Annotated in this window: 16 protein-coding genes; 8 read left to right on the top strand and 8 right to left on the bottom strand. The window is 57.8% G+C overall.

Going from position 1 to position 15,930, the window contains the following annotated elements:
* The coding region (coaBC, locus tag QZ534_RS10750; protein WP_296934391.1) for a bifunctional phosphopantothenoylcysteine decarboxylase/phosphopantothenate--cysteine ligase CoaBC at window positions 1-701 on the bottom strand (701 nt) is incomplete at its 3' end.
* Window positions 702-887: 186 nt separating this feature from the next.
* Here coaBC and radC point away from each other — a divergent pair.
* The 3 genes from radC (at window position 888) to rpmG (ending at window position 2,182) form a co-directional block, all read left to right on the top strand.
* A complete protein-coding gene (radC, locus tag QZ534_RS10745; protein ID WP_296934389.1) occupies window positions 888-1,562 on the top strand; it encodes a DNA repair protein RadC in 675 nt (224 codons plus the stop codon).
* 216 nt (window positions 1,563-1,778) lie between these two features.
* On the top strand, window positions 1,779-2,015 hold the full coding sequence (gene rpmB / locus QZ534_RS10740) for a 50S ribosomal protein L28 (protein ID WP_008173462.1): 237 nt from the start codon (window positions 1,779-1,781) through the stop codon (window positions 2,013-2,015).
* An 11-nt stretch (window positions 2,016-2,026) separates the two neighbouring features.
* Complete coding sequence (gene rpmG, locus QZ534_RS10735) at window positions 2,027-2,182, top strand: 50S ribosomal protein L33 (protein ID WP_008173465.1); 156 nt, start codon at window positions 2,027-2,029, stop codon at window positions 2,180-2,182.
* A gap of 106 nt (window positions 2,183-2,288) precedes the next feature.
* Here rpmG and QZ534_RS10730 read toward each other — a convergent pair whose 3' ends face one another.
* The 4 genes from QZ534_RS10730 to QZ534_RS10715 form a co-directional block, all read right to left on the bottom strand.
* Window positions 2,289-3,377: a porin gene (locus QZ534_RS10730; protein WP_296934385.1), complete on the bottom strand. Its 1,089-nt coding sequence runs from the start codon at window positions 3,375-3,377 to the stop codon at window positions 2,289-2,291.
* Window positions 3,378-3,692: 315 nt separating this feature from the next.
* The gene (locus QZ534_RS10725; protein WP_296934382.1) at window positions 3,693-4,553 is read right to left on the bottom strand and encodes an endonuclease/exonuclease/phosphatase family protein; all 861 of its coding nucleotides are present in this window, start codon (window positions 4,551-4,553) and stop codon (window positions 3,693-3,695) included.
* A 59-nt stretch (window positions 4,554-4,612) separates the two neighbouring features.
* Window positions 4,613-5,248: a thiol:disulfide interchange protein DsbA/DsbL gene (locus QZ534_RS10720; RefSeq protein ID WP_296934379.1), complete on the bottom strand. Its 636-nt coding sequence runs from the start codon at window positions 5,246-5,248 to the stop codon at window positions 4,613-4,615.
* Between the two features lie 143 nt (window positions 5,249-5,391).
* Window positions 5,392-6,000 (bottom strand): c-type cytochrome, encoded by a 609-nt coding sequence (locus QZ534_RS10715; protein WP_296934377.1) that lies wholly within the window; start codon window positions 5,998-6,000, stop codon window positions 5,392-5,394.
* 177 nt (window positions 6,001-6,177) lie between these two features.
* Here QZ534_RS10715 and yihA point away from each other — a divergent pair, with 177 nt between their 5' ends.
* On the top strand, window positions 6,178-6,825 hold the full coding sequence (gene yihA / locus QZ534_RS10710; RefSeq protein WP_296934374.1) for a ribosome biogenesis GTP-binding protein YihA/YsxC: 648 nt from the start codon (window positions 6,178-6,180) through the stop codon (window positions 6,823-6,825).
* Between the two features lie 182 nt (window positions 6,826-7,007).
* Here yihA and QZ534_RS10705 read toward each other — a convergent pair whose 3' ends face one another.
* Complete coding sequence (locus QZ534_RS10705; protein WP_296934370.1) at window positions 7,008-7,688, bottom strand: TetR/AcrR family transcriptional regulator; 681 nt, start codon at window positions 7,686-7,688, stop codon at window positions 7,008-7,010.
* A 192-nt stretch (window positions 7,689-7,880) separates the two neighbouring features.
* On the opposite strand from QZ534_RS10705, the gene QZ534_RS10700 reads away from it, so the two are divergent.
* From QZ534_RS10700 to coaD, 4 genes are all read left to right on the top strand, one after another.
* Complete coding sequence (locus QZ534_RS10700; protein ID WP_296934367.1) at window positions 7,881-9,326, top strand: coniferyl aldehyde dehydrogenase; 1,446 nt, start codon at window positions 7,881-7,883, stop codon at window positions 9,324-9,326.
* A gap of 90 nt (window positions 9,327-9,416) precedes the next feature.
* On the top strand, window positions 9,417-10,055 hold the full coding sequence (locus QZ534_RS10695; RefSeq protein WP_296934365.1) for a hypothetical protein: 639 nt from the start codon (window positions 9,417-9,419) through the stop codon (window positions 10,053-10,055).
* A 27-nt stretch (window positions 10,056-10,082) separates the two neighbouring features.
* Window positions 10,083-11,672 (top strand): GMC family oxidoreductase, encoded by a 1,590-nt coding sequence (locus QZ534_RS10690; protein WP_296934362.1) that lies wholly within the window; start codon window positions 10,083-10,085, stop codon window positions 11,670-11,672.
* A gap of 257 nt (window positions 11,673-11,929) precedes the next feature.
* Window positions 11,930-12,406, top strand: coding sequence for a pantetheine-phosphate adenylyltransferase (gene coaD / locus QZ534_RS10685; protein WP_008173494.1), 477 nt, complete (start codon window positions 11,930-11,932; stop codon window positions 12,404-12,406).
* Window positions 12,407-12,464: 58 nt separating this feature from the next.
* Here the strand turns inward: coaD and QZ534_RS10680 are convergent, their stop codons facing one another.
* Both QZ534_RS10680 and ppk1 read right to left on the bottom strand, forming a co-directional pair.
* The gene (locus QZ534_RS10680) at window positions 12,465-13,754 is read right to left on the bottom strand and encodes a DUF945 family protein (protein ID WP_296934359.1); all 1,290 of its coding nucleotides are present in this window, start codon (window positions 13,752-13,754) and stop codon (window positions 12,465-12,467) included.
* 22 nt (window positions 13,755-13,776) lie between these two features.
* Window positions 13,777-15,918: a polyphosphate kinase 1 gene (gene ppk1 / locus QZ534_RS10675; RefSeq protein ID WP_296934356.1), complete on the bottom strand. Its 2,142-nt coding sequence runs from the start codon at window positions 15,916-15,918 to the stop codon at window positions 13,777-13,779.
* Window positions 15,919-15,930 lie beyond the last annotated feature (12 nt).

The following is a 15,930-nucleotide window of genomic DNA, read 5'->3' as shown; positions in this document are numbered from 1 at the left end:
GGCCCACTGACCAGAATCACCCGGGCGCCTGCCTTCCGGGCCGCGCTCGCCAGGGCATACCCCATTTTCCCGGAACTGTGGTTGCTTATATAGCGCACCGGATCAATAGGCTCGCGGGTGGGGCCTGCCGTTATCACGACCGTCTTGCCAGAGAGCACGCCTGAGTGACTGTGATCGACGAGCGCGACTATGTCCTCCGGCTCCAACATCCTGCCTGGCCCCGTATCGCCACAGGCCTGCGCTCCCTGGGCCGGCCCCCATAATTCGATCTGGGGATCCTCTTCAAGAAGCCGGATATTTCTCTGGGTGCGGCCGTTGCTCCACATCGCCTGATTCATCGCTGGCACTACCGCAATAGGCGCCTCGGTCGCACAGCAGACGGTAGTTAGCAGATCATCCGCCATGCCCTGCGCCAAACGGGCAATAAAATCCGCAGAGGCTGGCGCAATCACCATTTGATCGGCCCATTTGGCCAACTCGATGTGCCCCATGCCAGCTTCCGCCTCAGGGTCCAGCAGGGAACTCCGAACCGGTTCACCACTGAGGGCCTGGAAGGTCAGCGGCGTCACGAAGGCTTCTGCGCCACGGGTCATAACCACTCGCACCTCATGGCCAGCCTTCTTCAGCTGACGCACCAGATCGGCGCTCTTATAGGCAGCAATACCACCGGTCACTCCCACAAGGATTCGTCTGGCGGCCATAGGGGCTCCGTTTCCGCATAAAATGAAAGGCTTATAAGATAGCATGCTCAGGCCGGAGCGACAGCCTGCCGGGCACGGCTTACGTTTACCGATTGTTACTTTTTAAAGTAACCTTTGTAACCCTGAGATGTCCGTCGCGGTGCAGGACGCGCCCCGGGCAGGAATCACCAACGCAAGGAAGCCAAGATGACCGACCCGACCTGGCCCACGGACGAGCGTCCGCGGGAACGCCTGCTCGCCCATGGAGCGCAGACCCTCTCCGACGCTGAACTGCTGGCCATATTTCTACGCACCGGCACAACCGGCATGCCGGTTATGGCACTTGCCCGTCACCTCGTTGAGGAATTCTCCGGGCTTCGGGGACTTTTGACCGCGTCCCAGCGCCAGTTCTGCGATGTAAAAGGCCTGGGGACAGCAAAGTATGCCCAGGTCCAGGCTGCCATGGAAATGGCCCGACGGGTCATGGATGAACCACTGCGCCAGGGCGATCCCCTTCGCTCTCCGGAAGATACCCGACGATTTCTCACCAGCCGGCTCGGCACCTATCCCCACGAGGTTTTCGCCGGCCTGTTTCTGGACAACCGCCATCGCGTCATCCAGTACCGTGAGTTGTTCAGGGGCACCATCGATGGCGCGGCCGTCTATCCACGGGAAGTGGTCCGACAGGCCCTGGAGGACAATGCGGCGGCCGTGATTTTCGCTCACAACCACCCCTCGGGCGTGGCAGAACCCAGCCAGGCTGACATTTCCCTGACCCGACGCTTGAAGGAAGCTCTGGGCCTGGTGGATATCAGGGTTCTTGACCATATGGTTGTTGGCCACGGTGAGGTAATATCGCTCGCTGAACGGGGACTGATGTAAACCGGTGCACGCCAATGCCGGAAAACTGGCCAAATTCCCAACAATTTTTTGCGTTGGGGGGCGAGTTCTGGTATAAAAGCGTCCCTTTCTGGCGGCGTCTGGCGAGCAGCGTTCAGTTTAGAGGCGCGAATGGGGGCGTAATGGCTCCTTAGCAACCAGAGACGCATTAAAAACGAATTCGTATTATTGAGACCATTGCTCAGGTCGGAGGCAAGTATGTCCAGAGTTTGTCAGGTTACCGGTAAGCGTCCGGTATCCGGTAACAACGTTTCCCACGCGATGAACCACACTCGTCGTCGTTTTCTGCCGAATCTGCAGAACCATCGTTTCTGGGTTGAGTCCGAGAAGCGTTTCGTGAAGCTGCGCGTATCCACCAAAGGCATGCGCATCATCGACAAAAAAGGCATTGACGCTGTGCTGGCCGATCTTCGTGCCCGCGGCGAGAAATTTTAAGGAGCCGCATCATGCGCGAGAAAATCAAGCTGGTTTCATCAGCAGGCACTGGTCACTTCTACACGACCAAGAAAAACAAGCGTAACACGCCGGAAAAAATCGAGATCAAAAAGTACGATCCGGTTGTCCGCAAGCACGTTGCGTACAAGGAAGCCAAGATCAAGTAATTGATCTGGCGACCTGAGAGAAACCCGGCCAGGTGCCGGGTTTTTTATTGCTCGAAAAAACCCGGCGCATGGCCGGGCTTTTCGGGTCTAACGTGTGGATATCAGTTCAGAACTTCAGGAGAGCACCCACAAAGAGAGTGTCTACATTTTCGTAATCGCCTGCATTGCGGTCCAGTGAGTTGTTGTTGTAACCGGCGTAGGCGCTGAAGTACTTCACCGGCGTGTAAACATACCCCAGACCAATGGTTTGAGCAGAGTCGCCTTCGGCAACGCGATCCGAGGCTTCCATCATATGGATATCCATCGCGTGACGACCTGTCTTGTAACCCAGCTTGACCAGGAAGAAGTCTGAATCCGGGTTTGCCGCGTCGTCATCACTGACAGTCGAGTATGCGCCGGTCACGTTAAATCCGCTGTCGTGCAACCACGACACCGAACCACCCAGAGTGTCTACCCTATCCGCCGCACCCCCAACGTCACGACTGGAATAACCAACCGCTGCAGACACCTTGCCACCCAGGTCACCGTCAAAACGTGCGCCAATTTCAGTGACGTCCTGATCATCGTTCTTGGTACCCTGACTTAATGCTACTTTGAGCGGTCCGACGCTTGGCAGATCGTATCGCACCCTTGTATAACGGCTCTCGAAATCCTGGTCGCTCATGGCTGCACCGAAACGGACGGTATCCGCAGGGTTGCTCTTTTCGACAAAACTCAGACCACCACCCATCAAGCCGGGATTGGCATAAGAGATTACCGCGGTACCCGAAAGGTCTCGTTCGATATTTCCGTTAGCCGCACCATCACCCTGACCAACAGAAGCCTTGCCAAAAGCACCGGCGACATAGACATTCAGGTGCCGCTCCGCGAACTCTCCGGAAATGGTTCGCTCATCCTCAGAAACCGCATTAGATGGGTTAACCTGGTACTCAAGCTCCACATGGGCGCCAACCGTCAGACCGGTATCGGCTACATCACCACTCAGTCTCACACCAGCCCGGCTGGCACTGTTATCGTTGTCGGCTGTATAGGTCTTGGTGCCAGCGGCCGAGTCAGTCACCATCACGCCGTAGTTGATCTGGCCGTATGGATCTACACTCACATTGGAGACTGACGCCTGGGCCAGGACACCTGTGGAAGTAATCCCGCAGGCAATTGCGACAATGGCAGAACGAAGTTTGTTTTGATTATTCACAGATTTGCTTCCCGATTTATTTTTAGTTGGACGGCAGGCCGCAAGAGCCTGCACTTCTGCGTGCCAGCCCGACCTGAAAAACAAGCTGGCACCGGGAAGACATTGGCAAGGTTTGCGCCAATTCTGCTGAATGGCTTAGTGCTACGGGAATGAGTCGATTTTTCAATTCATTAGACGACAGCGCCCGTTTTTTTCGAACGCTGGTTACCAGGCGTTTTGGGTGATATTCCACCCAAGTCCTTATGGAAAGGGGTGCAGCTCCACCCATCCAGGCATCGGGGAGTCCGTCTCGCGTCTGACTGTTGGCAACCAGAGTCAGAACTTCTCCAGATAACCCTCGGGTAACGCCACGTCCATGGCGATAGGCAGGTGATCTGACATCGGATAGCTGACCACTTCTGACCGTCGGATCTCCAATGAGGGACTCACCAGAATATGATCAAGGGCCTTCTCGGGCCGCCAACTTGGAAAACTGTGGGCCGTGTCTGGCAAGGGCACCAGATCGGTTTCCTTGAGGGGTGTCTGGGTAAGCAGCTGCTCCGCATGAGCGTTCATGTCTCCCATCAGAACCACATGCTGGTAATCAGCGATCAGCTCCCGGATGTAGCCTAACTGGCGTTGCTGGGCCGTCTTGCTCAGAGACAGGTGCATCAGCACCAGCACCAGAGGGTCATGCTCGGTGCCATAGCGGGCGATGATCGCCCCCCTGCCCGGGATCAGCCCCGGTAACTTATGCTCGGTAACGTCAAGGGGCCGGTACCGGCTTAACAGACCATTGCTGTGCTGGGCGATCTGACCAAGATTTCGGTTCAGCTGCTGGTACCAATACGGAATGCCGGCCGCTTCGGCCAGGTATTGCACCTGATTGATATAGCCGCTGCGCAGACTGCCGCCGTCGCACTCCTGCAAGGCCACCACGTCGTAGCTGCGCAGCAGGGAGGCAATCCGGTCCAGGTTTTCGATGCGGTTACGGTGAGGCAGTATGTGCTGCCAGCTCCGCGTCAGATAGTGACGGTAGGACGAGGTATTGATACCGACCTGGATATTGAAGGTCAGCAGGCGAATGTGTCGCTGTGGCTCGAACTCGGGAACATGCTCGGTTCCCGAGCAGGCACCCCTTGGCCCGCCGACCGGCTTCAGGATGCCATTCAACTGCTTTCTTAAATGCTTGTACATAGTGGCGGTCTCGACCGGCCGTCTGCTTGTTGTACTCGGCTCTGACGTCTTGGAGCGATTTACTCCACCTCGCCCCGCTCTTTGGCAACCAGGTAGTCCACCACGTCCAGAACATTCTCATGACTTCCGGCCATGGATGCACTGACCGTGTACTTGCCATTAACCAGCATAGTCGGTGTTCCGGTAATGCGCGCGCCGCGGATTTTGGACTGGGCCTTCTGCATGCGGGCATTCACACCGAAGCTTTTGTAGGTGCTGACAAATTCATCCGGATCCACGCCATAATCCGCAACGAAGTCCGCCAGGGCTTCCGGCGAATTCAGGGGGCGGCGCTCGCCAGCCAACGCATCGAACAGGGCGTCGTGCACCTTGTCCAGCTCACCCATGGCTTCCAGGGCATAAAAAGCATAGGCGTGAGGTTCCCAGTTTCTGCCGAGTGCCGCAGGAATCTTCACATAGTTGACGTAATCGGGCGCATTGGCCGCCCACTCCTCGATCAATGGCTTGAAGTTGTAGCAATGGGGGCAGCCGTACCAGAAGACTTCCGCCACTTCGACACCGGAATCGCTGTCGGTTCTTACCGGGTTATCCAGCCGATTGTAATGGGTACCTTCTTTCCACTCTGCGGCGTTGGCCAGGCCAGAAACAGACAGCGCCAACAGGAGCAGGAAAGCCGTTCTGAAGGATCGAAACATGAAAAATCTCCGGTTATCTGAATATCGTTTTGGAAGGATTATGACCCAGCGTACCTGAAAAGTTCCACAGGTCGGCAGTTACAGAAACGAAAGGCAACAAAAAACCCCGCACCAGGCGGGGTTTTCGGTACAGCCCGGCAATTTCAGTTCAGGCCGGAAATATAGCTGGAGACTGCTTCGATCTCGGCATCGGTCAGCTTCGACGCGACATCCATCATGATCGATGCGTTCGTACCGGCATCCCGGGAACCATCGCGATAGGCATTCAGCTGCTTGATCAGATACTCTGCGTTCTGACCACCGAGAGCGGGATAGCCGGCCGGCTCGTTGCCAACACCCTGGGGGTTATGACAGCCGGCACAGGCTGGCACTCCCGTCGCCATGTTGCCGCCACGATACAGGGCAGCACCCTGATCAACCAGATCCGGATCGGCCTGGCCAACAACCATGTCCTTGGAGTTGAAGTAAGCAGCCAGATCCTGCAGATCCTGGTCGTTCATGTTATCCAGAATACCGGTCATTTCCGCGATATTCCGCTCTTTGTCCTTGATCAGCACCAGTTGCCGATACAGGTATTTTTCGCCCAGACCGGACAGCTTGGGATAAGACCCCATAATGGGCTTGGCACCATTCTGGCCGTGACAACCGGCACATACCGCTGCGTTCTGTTCGCCCGCTTGAGGATCTCCCGCCCCGTGCGCCATTGCCGTGAGGCCAACACCGAGAACTACTCCTGCGATCAGTTTTTTCATGCTCGCTCCGCTTCTCTCATCTTTTAAGGGTATTCTTCGCTATGCAGCCGGCAGGCGCTGACCAGTTCAGGCTCAAAACCGGGGCTGACAGCGGTCGCGCGCAGCGCGCCGCCCGGAATTGGTGTAGCATTATACATTAATCCCTGATAACTGAAATCCAAAGGAAAGCCAACCGCTGTGGACCCTGATCTGACTCAAAAAAGCCTTTCTTTTAACAGCGCCCGATTTCTCATCAGCGCTTCCCGCCTGGATGAGTGCCCGCCGGATTTCGGCGCCGAGGTTGCCTTCGCTGGCCGTTCCAACGCCGGGAAATCCAGTGCACTCAATGCCATCACCGCTAACGGCAAGCTGGCCCGCACCAGTAAGACCCCCGGACGCACACGGCTGATCAACTTCTTCTCGCTCAACCGCGAGCACTGCCGCCTGGTCGACCTGCCCGGATACGGCTACGCCAAAGTATCCCGGGACATGAAAGACGACTGGCAACAGCACCTCGGCCACTACCTGAATGACCGACGCTGCCTGCGTGGTCTGGTCCTGGTCATGGACATCCGCCACCCTCTGACCGATTTCGACCAAATGATGGTGGATTGGTGCGAGCATAACAACCTGCCGCTGATGATTCTGGCCACCAAGGCAGACAAACTGAAATTCGGCCAGGCCAAAACCGCCATGCTGGGCATTGCCAGGGATCTGAAAACGTACACCTGCGTGGAGCATCTGATCATGTTTTCCGCGACCTCAAAGCGGGGCGTGGACGAATGCAGGGAGGCGCTGATCGACTGGCTGGAAGGTAACGCCGGGGAAGTGGACACCACCAACTGAGCATAAAAAAACCGGCCTGCCAGGTGACAGACCGGTGAAACGTCAGGGTTTGCGACGTGCTAAAACCTGAGATCGCACTCAGGAGACGCAAGGAATGTCCGAATTCCCAACGTCACCCTTTCTGATCAGTATGTTCGACGAAAGTTCCTGATCAGATCATTTTTTGACCAGATCTTCGGGTTTCACGTATACGCTCCCGCGCCCGAACTGTCATTGCCAGGCAGTGCCGGGCGATATTTTTCTCTCAGGGCCATCACGCGTTCACGGTAGGCCGGAGTCAGATAGGGGATCTCGAGGGTCAGGACCTGGTAGATGCCCTGCTTCAGCTCAGTGAGAGTAAGGCAGGCAGATTCCTCGGCTGCATGGGCCGTTTTCAGGAACGCCATCCAGTTGGTAATTACCAGCCAGACATTCAGCGACATGGCGGACCTCAGGTCTTCTTCCTGGGGTTCAATGATGCCCGCTTCCGCCAGCTTCTCGAAGATACGACTGATTGATGCCAGACACCGGTTGGTAAAGTCGCGATAGTCCTGCCGAAGTCGCTGATCGCTGTCCAGAAGATACTCCAGATCCCGGTGAAAGAACCGGTAACTCCAGAGACCGTCAAAGACCGATTCCAGATAAAAGGTCATGTCGTCCAGGGTCATGGCCCGGTCTTCCGGAATATCGAGATAAAAATCCACCAGCTTTTCGTATTCCAGGAAGATCTCGTAAATGATGTCGGACTTGTTGCGGAAGTGGTAATAGAGGTTGCCCGGCGAAATCGCCAGGTTTGCTGCTATGTGGTTGGTGGTGACGTTACGCTCGCCCCGTTCGTTAAACAGCTCCAGGCTGGAGAGCAGTATCTTGTCTCTTGTCTTCATAGACCCGTCGGCGTTTGTTGTTGTTCAGCTCACAGATGGCCTGATTCGCCACCCGCCTCCGCTTGACTCACTAGAGTATATACTCTAATAATACCCCCAGACGCAAATTGAACACTTTTTCGCCAGCCGTTCAATCACGCAAACAACAGGCCGCCGACCGACTCAGAGCGGGGCCAAAGAGGAGAAAGCATCATGGGAGCCACTGTCGTCCAGCTCACCGAGAGCAAGAAGCAGATCCAGCACACTCACCGGGTGTTTGAGGACCAGAAAAAGGCATTTCGCAATAATCCCATGCCTTCCCTCGCCGAGCGGCAGGAAAACCTTAAACGCCTCAAGCGGGTATTGCTTGGCAACCAGGATCGGCTTCTGGATGCCATAGACCGGGATTTCAGCTGCCGCTCGAAGGACGAATCCCTGATTGCCGAGGTAATGCCATCGATTCAGGGCATCAACTACACCCTGAAAAACCTCAGCGGCTGGATGAAGCCATCAAAACGCCACGTTTCCGTGCTGTTCCAGCCCGCCAGCAACAAGGTCCACTACCAGCCCAAGGGTGTGGTCGGTGTGATCGTGCCCTGGAACTACCCTCTCTACCTCGCAGTGGGCCCCCTGGTTGCGTCACTGGCTGCGGGGAACCGCACCATGATCAAGATGTCGGAATACACACCGCACACATCGGCGCTGTTCAAGGAACTGATCGAAGCCAGCTTCCCGGAAGACCTGGTCTCGATAATCAACGGCGAGGCCAACGTGGCTGCGGACTTTTCATCACGTCCGTTTGATCATCTTCTGTTCACCGGCTCCACGTCCGTGGGCAAGCTGGTGATGAAGGCGGCAGCAGAGAACCTGACGCCGGTCACCCTGGAACTGGGTGGCAAATCTCCGGCCGTGGTTTCTCCGGATGTGCCAATGGAAGATGCCGCCCAGCGGATTGCCTTCGGCAAGGCATTCAACGCGGGTCAGACCTGCGTGGCACCTGACTACGTGCTGTGTCCCGCCGACCGGGTGCAGTCGTTTGTTGACGAGTTCCGTGCCCGCTTTTCCGAGATGTATCCGAGCCTGCGGGACAACGACGACTTCACCGCCATCATCAATGAGCGTCAGTATGATCGTCTGCAAAGCTACCTTGAGGATGCCCGGGAGAAGGGAGCCGAGCTGGTGGAAATCAACCCGGCCCGGGAGAATCTCAAGGATGGCACCCGCAAGATTCCGCTGACGCTGGTTCTGAAAACCACACCGGACATGAAGGTGATGCAGGATGAGATCTTCGGTCCGATCCTGCCCATCGTCAGCTATGGCAGCCTGGACGAAGCAATCCATTACATCAATGATCGCCCGCGCCCCCTGGCCCTGTACTTCTTCGGATACGACAAGACCCAGCAGCAACATGTGGTGGATAACACCCACTCCGGCGGCATGTGCATCAACGATTCGCTGATGCATGTGGCCCAGGACGATCTGCCCTTTGGTGGCATCGGCGATTCCGGCATGGGGCACTACCACGGTCGCGAAGGGTTCCTGACCTTCTCCCATCACCGGGCCATTTTCACCAAGCAGAAATTCAACAGCGGCAAGTTTGTCTATGCGCCCCATGGGACGACCGCGCACAAGATGGTTTACAAGTTCTTTATCCGCTAAGGCCCATTTATGGGAGTCTGTCGAGGGCCGGTAGCCCTCGACGATTCAGCATTTTCCCCGCTATCCAAAAACAATAGCGAGAACACCCCCATGCAGAAACAGACCCCTGATCCGTCAGGACACCCTCAATTTTCCGATCTCAACCGCCGAAGCTTTCTCAAAACCGGACTGGGCGGCGCCCTGTTTCTGGGTACCGTCAGTGTCACCGCCGGGCTGAGCGGTTGCGCGACGCAGCCAGCAGGCCGTCTCAGTGCCGTTGGTACCCGGATGGATGCCAGCTATCAGTTCCGTTTTTTGACCGAGGATGACATTGCGCTGTTCGAGGCCCTGCTGCCCGCCATGATTGGCCCGGGTTTGCCAGAGCAGCCCCAGGCCAGAAACATCGCCATTGCCGGAACAATCGAGCGCATTGATGCCGGCATCCACAAGTTCGGACCGGCCAACCAGAAAGAACTGCGGCGGTTGTTTGATCTGCTGAACTTCGGGCTCACCCGCGTGACCGTTGCCAGGGTCTGGTCCAGTTGGCCAAATGTGACCACTGAGGAAGCGGATGCGTTTCTGGAGCGCTGGCGCACCAGCCGTATCGGGCTGTTCAACAATGGCTACATTGCCCTGACCAAGATCAGCAACGTGGCGTTTTACGGCTATCGGGATTTCTGGCACCTGTCCGGCTACCCCGGACCGCCGCAATACGCGGTGGACGCCTTACCACAATTCCAGAATGCCTGATTGCCAGCTGATCTGACGGAGCCAAACATGTCATTGACCGATCGTATTGCACGGGGCCTGGAATCAGGCTGGAAAGTCACCGATGGTGCCCAACTGACGGAAAGCCTGACCACGGAAGCCGACGTTGTTGTTATCGGAACCGGCGCCGGTGGCGGCACCACCGCCGAGATTCTGGCCAGCAGCGGATTGTCCGTAATCCTTGTTGAAGAGGGCCGGTTGTATTACCAGAAAGACTTCAAAATGGACGAGCAGACCTCCTATGCCAACCTCTACCAGGAAGGCATGAGCCGGGTAACCCGGGACGGGGCGATCGCCATCTTGCAGGGCCGCTGCGTGGGCGGTTCCACCACGGTGAACTGGACCAGTAGCTTCCGCACACCGGAGCCCACACTGAATTACTGGGCCGATCAGTTCGGACTGGAAGACCTCCGGCCAGACGCCATGGCGCCCTGGTTCGACGGTCGGGAAGAACGACATTCCATGTCCCCCTGGCAGGTGGACCCAAACGTCAACAACGACATCTTGCGCCAGGGCTGCGAGAAACTGGGCTACAGCTGGCAGATCATCCCCCGCAACGTGAAAGGCTGCTGGAACCTCGGTTATTGTGGCGTCGGCTGCCCGACCAACGCCAAGCAGGGCGCCCTCATGACCACCATCCCCGGTGCACTCGACAACAACGCCCGCCTGTTCCACAGCCTGCGCGCCGACCGCCTGGTCATGAAACAGGACCAGATCGACCACCTGGAAGCGTCTGCGTTCGCCGATGACGGCATCACCCCGACCGGCATCAAGGTCAATCTCAAAGCCAGAAACTTCGTGGTCGCCGCCAGCGCCATCGGCAGCCCCGGCCTGCTGCTCCGCTCCGACATCCCGGACCCGCACCAGCGAATCGGCAAACGCTCCTTCATCCACCCGGTGAACGCCACAGTCGCCCAGATGCCTCAGCGCGTCGATCCGTTCTACGGCGCGCCACAGTCCATCTACTCGGACGAATTCAACTTCAGCAACGGCGTCGACGGCCCGGTTGGCTACAAACTCGAAGTGCCGCCACTACACCCAGGCATGTCCAGCGGCGTCATCCCGGGCCACGGCGAAACCCAGATCAACAACATGGCTGGCCTGCCCCACATGCAGTCCGTCATCGCTCTGCTTCGGGACGGCTTCCACCCCGAAAGTCCCGGCGGTACCGTCTCGCTCCGCGACGACGGCAGCCCGGTACTGGATTACCCGGTTACCGACTACCTCTGGGACGGCCTTCGCAAGGCCTTCCACACCATGGCCGAAATCCAGTTCGCCGCCGGCGCCGAGAGAGTCCGCCTCATGCACCTGGATTCCGACTGGTACACCAACTGGACCGACGCCAAAGCCGCCATCGACCAACTCCCCATGGCCCCCCACCGCGTCCGCCTGTTCACCGCCCACCAAATGGGCGGCTGCGCCATGGGCGCAGACCCGGCAACCTCGGTTGTCAACGGCTTTGGCGAACACCACCAAGTCAGCAACCTCAGCGTCCACGATGCCTCGATCTTCCCAACCAGCATTGGGGCGAATCCGCAGCTGTCGGTTTATGCTTTGGCGGCCAGAAACAGCACCAGACTTGCACAAAGACTGTCTTGATCAGTGGGCTAACAGTGCCCGTCGGGGAGACCCGCACAGGGATAGCAGGGCCGGCTGGAAGGGCTGATCCGGGAATGTGAGAAGCCAGGGATGGCTTCGCTCAAGCGCACATGGATGTGCTCGTAGCGTTTCCCGGATCAGCCCTTCCAGCTGGCACCACCGCATAACCGACATGCATCTTCCAGTGTCCTGGCCGCCAACTACAGGTAGCCAAAAAATGCTGCTATCCTAGGCCCTTGCAAAGAAAGGAGCTGTGCATGTCCAAAGTCATCTACCCGGGCACCTTCGATCCCATCACCAACGGCCACACCGACCTGATCGAACGGGCCGGCAGAATGTTTGATGAAATCGTCGTCGCCATCGCCTACAACCCCAAGAAACAGCCACTTCTCGACCTCGAAGAACGCTGCGAACTGGTCCGGCAGGCGACCGCGCATCTCCCCAATGTCAGCGTCACCGGCTTCAGCAACCTGCTGGCCGATTTTGTCCGCGAACAGGGCGCCACCGTGATCCTCCGTGGTCTCCGGGCGGTGTCCGATTTCGAATACGAATTCCAGCTGGCCGACATGAACCGCCGGCTGGCTCCGGAAGTGGAAAGCGTATTCCTGACACCGGCCAACCACCTGTCCTACATCTCCTCCACCCTGATCCGGGAAATCGCCTCCCTGGGCGGCGATGTCTCGGAATTTGTCGATCCGGCGGTAGAGGCTGCCCTGAAAAAGAAATTCAGCTGAAACTCGCGCCACGAAAAAGCCCCGATCAACGGGCTTTTTTACGGCAGGAAACCAGACCTCAGAGCAACGGCGGCAAAGGGATCTCCACCCCGTTCACGTCGAGCATGAGATCTTTCATACTGGCATCAAGCACCAAACGGTCGCCTTGCTGAACCAGCAATCCCTGTTTGATCAAGGGCGCCAGCTGCATCTGGAATTCAGGGTACTCCTCGGCGAGTGCCAGCGGGAGACTGAGATCCATCTCCCCGGTCAGCTTCTGCATTACCATCAGCATCTCGCCCTTCTTATCTGCTGTCAGATCCGGATGGGAAATACTGGCGCTGCCCTCCACCACACCTTCCGGCGTGGTTATGGTCAGCTCCGGAAAACCAACGGAGAAGCCGGCAGCGGCGAGGTCACGCAGGGCCGTGTTTACCTGCTGCATGGCAGCCATCTGCTGTTCGAACTGCTGAGGACCACCGGCGGCCTCGCTGAGGGCAAGAGCCTGCAGTGATGACAGGCTTTCCGTCAGCCCGCTCCAGGCCGACACATCCAGCCCGGACAGTTCGAACACCAGCCGCTGGGGGCCATACGCCTCATCGGCCGTTGCAACTCTGGCAACCTCGAAAGCCATCCGCGAGTCCAGGCGCTCGCCATCATTGAGCGGCTCACTGCTGCTGCGAATCGAAATATCCTCGAGCGTAACGGGCGTTTGTGCAGTGGGAGTCACCGCAATCGAGTCCACCACTACTTCGCCAGAGCCAGTCCAGACCTCGCCCGATAGATGAGTCATTGTCTGCTCCAGGCGGAAGTCACTGACCCGAATATCCAAATCCTGGCCCGCCAGAGTCAGGGCCGGCCAGACCATCAAGGCATCCGCCTGCGAGCCCGAGTCACTGATCTCGACTCTTGCCAGACCGCCGCTCGAGGCCAGTGTCTCCCCGGTATCCGCGTCAGTTACGGTCATCTGGGGCGCTTCGAGCTCAATCACTGCGGTACCCCAGAGTCGGGTTTCCAGGGTCAGCCTTGGCTCTTCGCCAGAAAACCAGTCCGTGCCCCCTGATGCCCAGCCTCCCTCGGGTTCGAAATCCACCAGACTCCCGGTTACCCCATGAGTGACATCGGCACGATAGGCAAACTGCCGGGATTCTCCGGTTTCCGGATTCCTCAGGTTAACCGAACCTGTGAACCGGGCCCCGAGAATACCTCGATCGTAGTTATCGGTTTCCATGCGAAGGAACGGTTGGGCACTGTTCACCTCCGCCGTTGCCTTCTGCCACTGCTGTTCAGTCACGTACCCCACGACCCAGGGCAGGCCACCAGCCACAGCCAGTACACCAGCACCAGCGATCATCCATTTGGCGTTCAAACGCGTTCTCCAGTTCGGTAAATCAGGTCTTTCCGGTCAGCCGTTCCAGCAGTACCAGTTGGGAGGCCAGGCGCTCTTCATCGTCGCCGGGCTGGTTCTGGATATAGCTGCCATCCGGTTGCAGCACCCAGGACTGGCAGTTGTCCGCCAGGTAGGTATCCAGATCTTCCCTGACTCTGGCGACCAGCTCGGGGTCATCGAGGGGGAAGGCGGTTTCCACGCGACTGAGCAGATTCCGCTCCATGCCGTCGGCGCTGGAACAATAGACATCCGGGCGGCCGTTGTTGCCGAAGTAGTACACCCGGGTATGCTCAAGGAAACGTCCGATGATGGACCTTACCCGAATATTCTCGGAAAGGCCTGGCACCTCTGGGCGCAGACAGCAGATACCGCGGATAATCAGATCGATTTTCACACCCGCCTGGGAAGCGCGGTAAAGCGCCTTGATCAGCTGGATCTCGGTGAGCGCATTGAACTTGAAGATAATCCGGCCTTTCTCGCCATAGCCAGCTTCGCGCTCAATCAGGCTGAGCAGGCGCGAATGGAGGGTGAAGGGCGAGTGGAACAGCTTCTTGATTTTCAGGGCCTTGCCCATGCCAGTGAGCTGCTGGAAGAGCTTGTTAACGTCGTCACCGATAGACTCATCGCAGGTCATGAAGCTGTAATCGGTATACAGGCGGGCGTTACCCGCGTGATAGTTGCCGGTCCCGAGGTGGACATAACGACGCAGGCGCCCCTCTTCGCGACGGACAATCAGGATCATCTTGGCGTGGGTCTTGTAGCCGACCACACCGTACACCACGATTACCCCGGCTTCCTGAAGCCGGCTGGCCAGCTCCAGGTTCTCCGCCTCGCTGAAGCGGGCCCGCAGTTCGATAACAGCGGTAACCTCTTTGCCACGACGCGCGGCGTCTGCCAGGGCTTCAACAATTTCTGAATCGGCGCCGGTGCGGTAGAGGGTTTGTCGAATGGCCAGAACCTGGGGGTCCTTGGCGGCCTGACGCAGCAGATCCACCACCGGGCTGAAGTTCTCATAGGGATGCAGCAGCAGGATTGGACGCTTGCGGATGGCGTCGAACATCGATTCCTTGCTGCGGATCTGCCTGGGAATCGACGGTGAAAAACCGGAATAGGTCAGATCCTGCCGGTCTACCAGCCCACCGACAGCCATGAGGCGGGTCAGGTTGACCGGGCCGTGTACCTGGTAAAGATCCCGCTCGGTCAGACCGAACTCCTTGAGCAGGAACTGAACCAGCTCCTCTGGGCAGTTGTCGGCAACCTCAAGTCGCACGCCATCGCCGAACCGGCGGCTGAGCAGCTCACCGCGAAGGGCCGAGGCCAGGTCTTCAAGGTCGTCCTCCAGCTCAAGGTCAGCGTTTCGGGTCAGCCGGAACTGATAGCAGCCTTTCACCTCCATTCCCGGAAAGAGTTCATCGGCATGGGCGTGGATCATGGACGACAGGAACACCAGGTTGTCGCCACCGTTACAGACCTCATCGGGAAGCCGGACCAGACGAGGAAGCGAACGGGGTGCAGGCACGATCGCCATACCGGTTTCCCGACCAAAGGCGTCCTTGCCGTCCAGTTCAACAATAAAATTCAGGCTTTTGTTGACCAGACGTGGAAACGGGTGCGAGGGATCCAGCCCGATGGGGCTGACCACCGGCAGGATCTCTTCCTCGAAATAAGTGCGAACCCACTCCGCCTGCTCCGGTGTCCACTCCCGGCGACGGACAAAATGGATGTTCTCCTGCTCCATCTCGGGAATCAGTACATTGTTGAGGATGTCGTACTGCTCGCGAATGTACTCGTGGGCCACACGGCTGATTTCTGCCAGGGCCTGTTCCGGCATCATGCCATCGGCACCGACGGTTTCACGGCCGTACTTCATCTGCTGTCGCAGACCGGCGACACGGATCTCGAAGAACTCGTCCATGTTGCTGCTGAAGATGCAGCAGAAAATCAGACGGTTGATCAATGGGTGGGTCGTATCCAGTGCCTGCTTGAGAACCCGGTAATTGAACTGGAGCTGGCTCAATTCCCGGTTAAAGTAGTTTTCATTGGCATCCAGGTTGATTTCCTCACCAACCGGGGGCACGTCCACCGGCGCCGGCACACTCCGCTCATCCCCTGCCATCTGATTCTTCGCCGTATCCGTTGTCATGATTCCTCGATT

This window comes from uncultured Marinobacter sp., assembly GCF_913055835.1.
Classification (GTDB): Bacteria; Pseudomonadota; Gammaproteobacteria; order Pseudomonadales; family Oleiphilaceae; genus Marinobacter.
Note: the sequence above shows the minus strand (reverse complement) of the source record. Positions and strands in the feature narration are given on the sequence as shown.

Bases quoted from the DNA above. Each gene is read 5' to 3' on its own strand.
- QZ534_RS10690 (WP_296934362.1), top strand. From the start codon at position 10,083: ATGTCATTGACCGATCGTATTGCACGGGGCCTGGAATCAGGCTGGAAA.
- QZ534_RS10705 (WP_296934370.1), bottom strand. From the start codon at position 7,688: ATGAAGACAAGAGACAAGATACTGCTCTCCAGCCTGGAGCTGTTTAAC.
- coaD (WP_008173494.1), top strand. From the start codon at position 11,930: ATGTCCAAAGTCATCTACCCGGGCACCTTCGATCCCATCACCAACGGC.
- QZ534_RS10720 (WP_296934379.1), bottom strand. From the start codon at position 5,248: ATGTTTCGATCCTTCAGAACGGCTTTCCTGCTCCTGTTGGCGCTGTCT.
- QZ534_RS10725 (WP_296934382.1), bottom strand. From the start codon at position 4,553: ATGTACAAGCATTTAAGAAAGCAGTTGAATGGCATCCTGAAGCCGGTC.
- QZ534_RS10700 (WP_296934367.1), top strand. From the start codon at position 7,881: ATGGGAGCCACTGTCGTCCAGCTCACCGAGAGCAAGAAGCAGATCCAG.
- QZ534_RS10715 (WP_296934377.1), bottom strand. From the start codon at position 6,000: ATGAAAAAACTGATCGCAGGAGTAGTTCTCGGTGTTGGCCTCACGGCA.
- rpmG (WP_008173465.1), top strand. From the start codon at position 2,027: ATGCGCGAGAAAATCAAGCTGGTTTCATCAGCAGGCACTGGTCACTTC.
- QZ534_RS10695 (WP_296934365.1), top strand. From the start codon at position 9,417: ATGCAGAAACAGACCCCTGATCCGTCAGGACACCCTCAATTTTCCGAT.
- rpmB (WP_008173462.1), top strand. From the start codon at position 1,779: ATGTCCAGAGTTTGTCAGGTTACCGGTAAGCGTCCGGTATCCGGTAAC.
- ppk1 (WP_296934356.1), bottom strand. From the start codon at position 15,918: ATGACAACGGATACGGCGAAGAATCAGATGGCAGGGGATGAGCGGAGT.
- radC (WP_296934389.1), top strand. From the start codon at position 888: ATGACCGACCCGACCTGGCCCACGGACGAGCGTCCGCGGGAACGCCTG.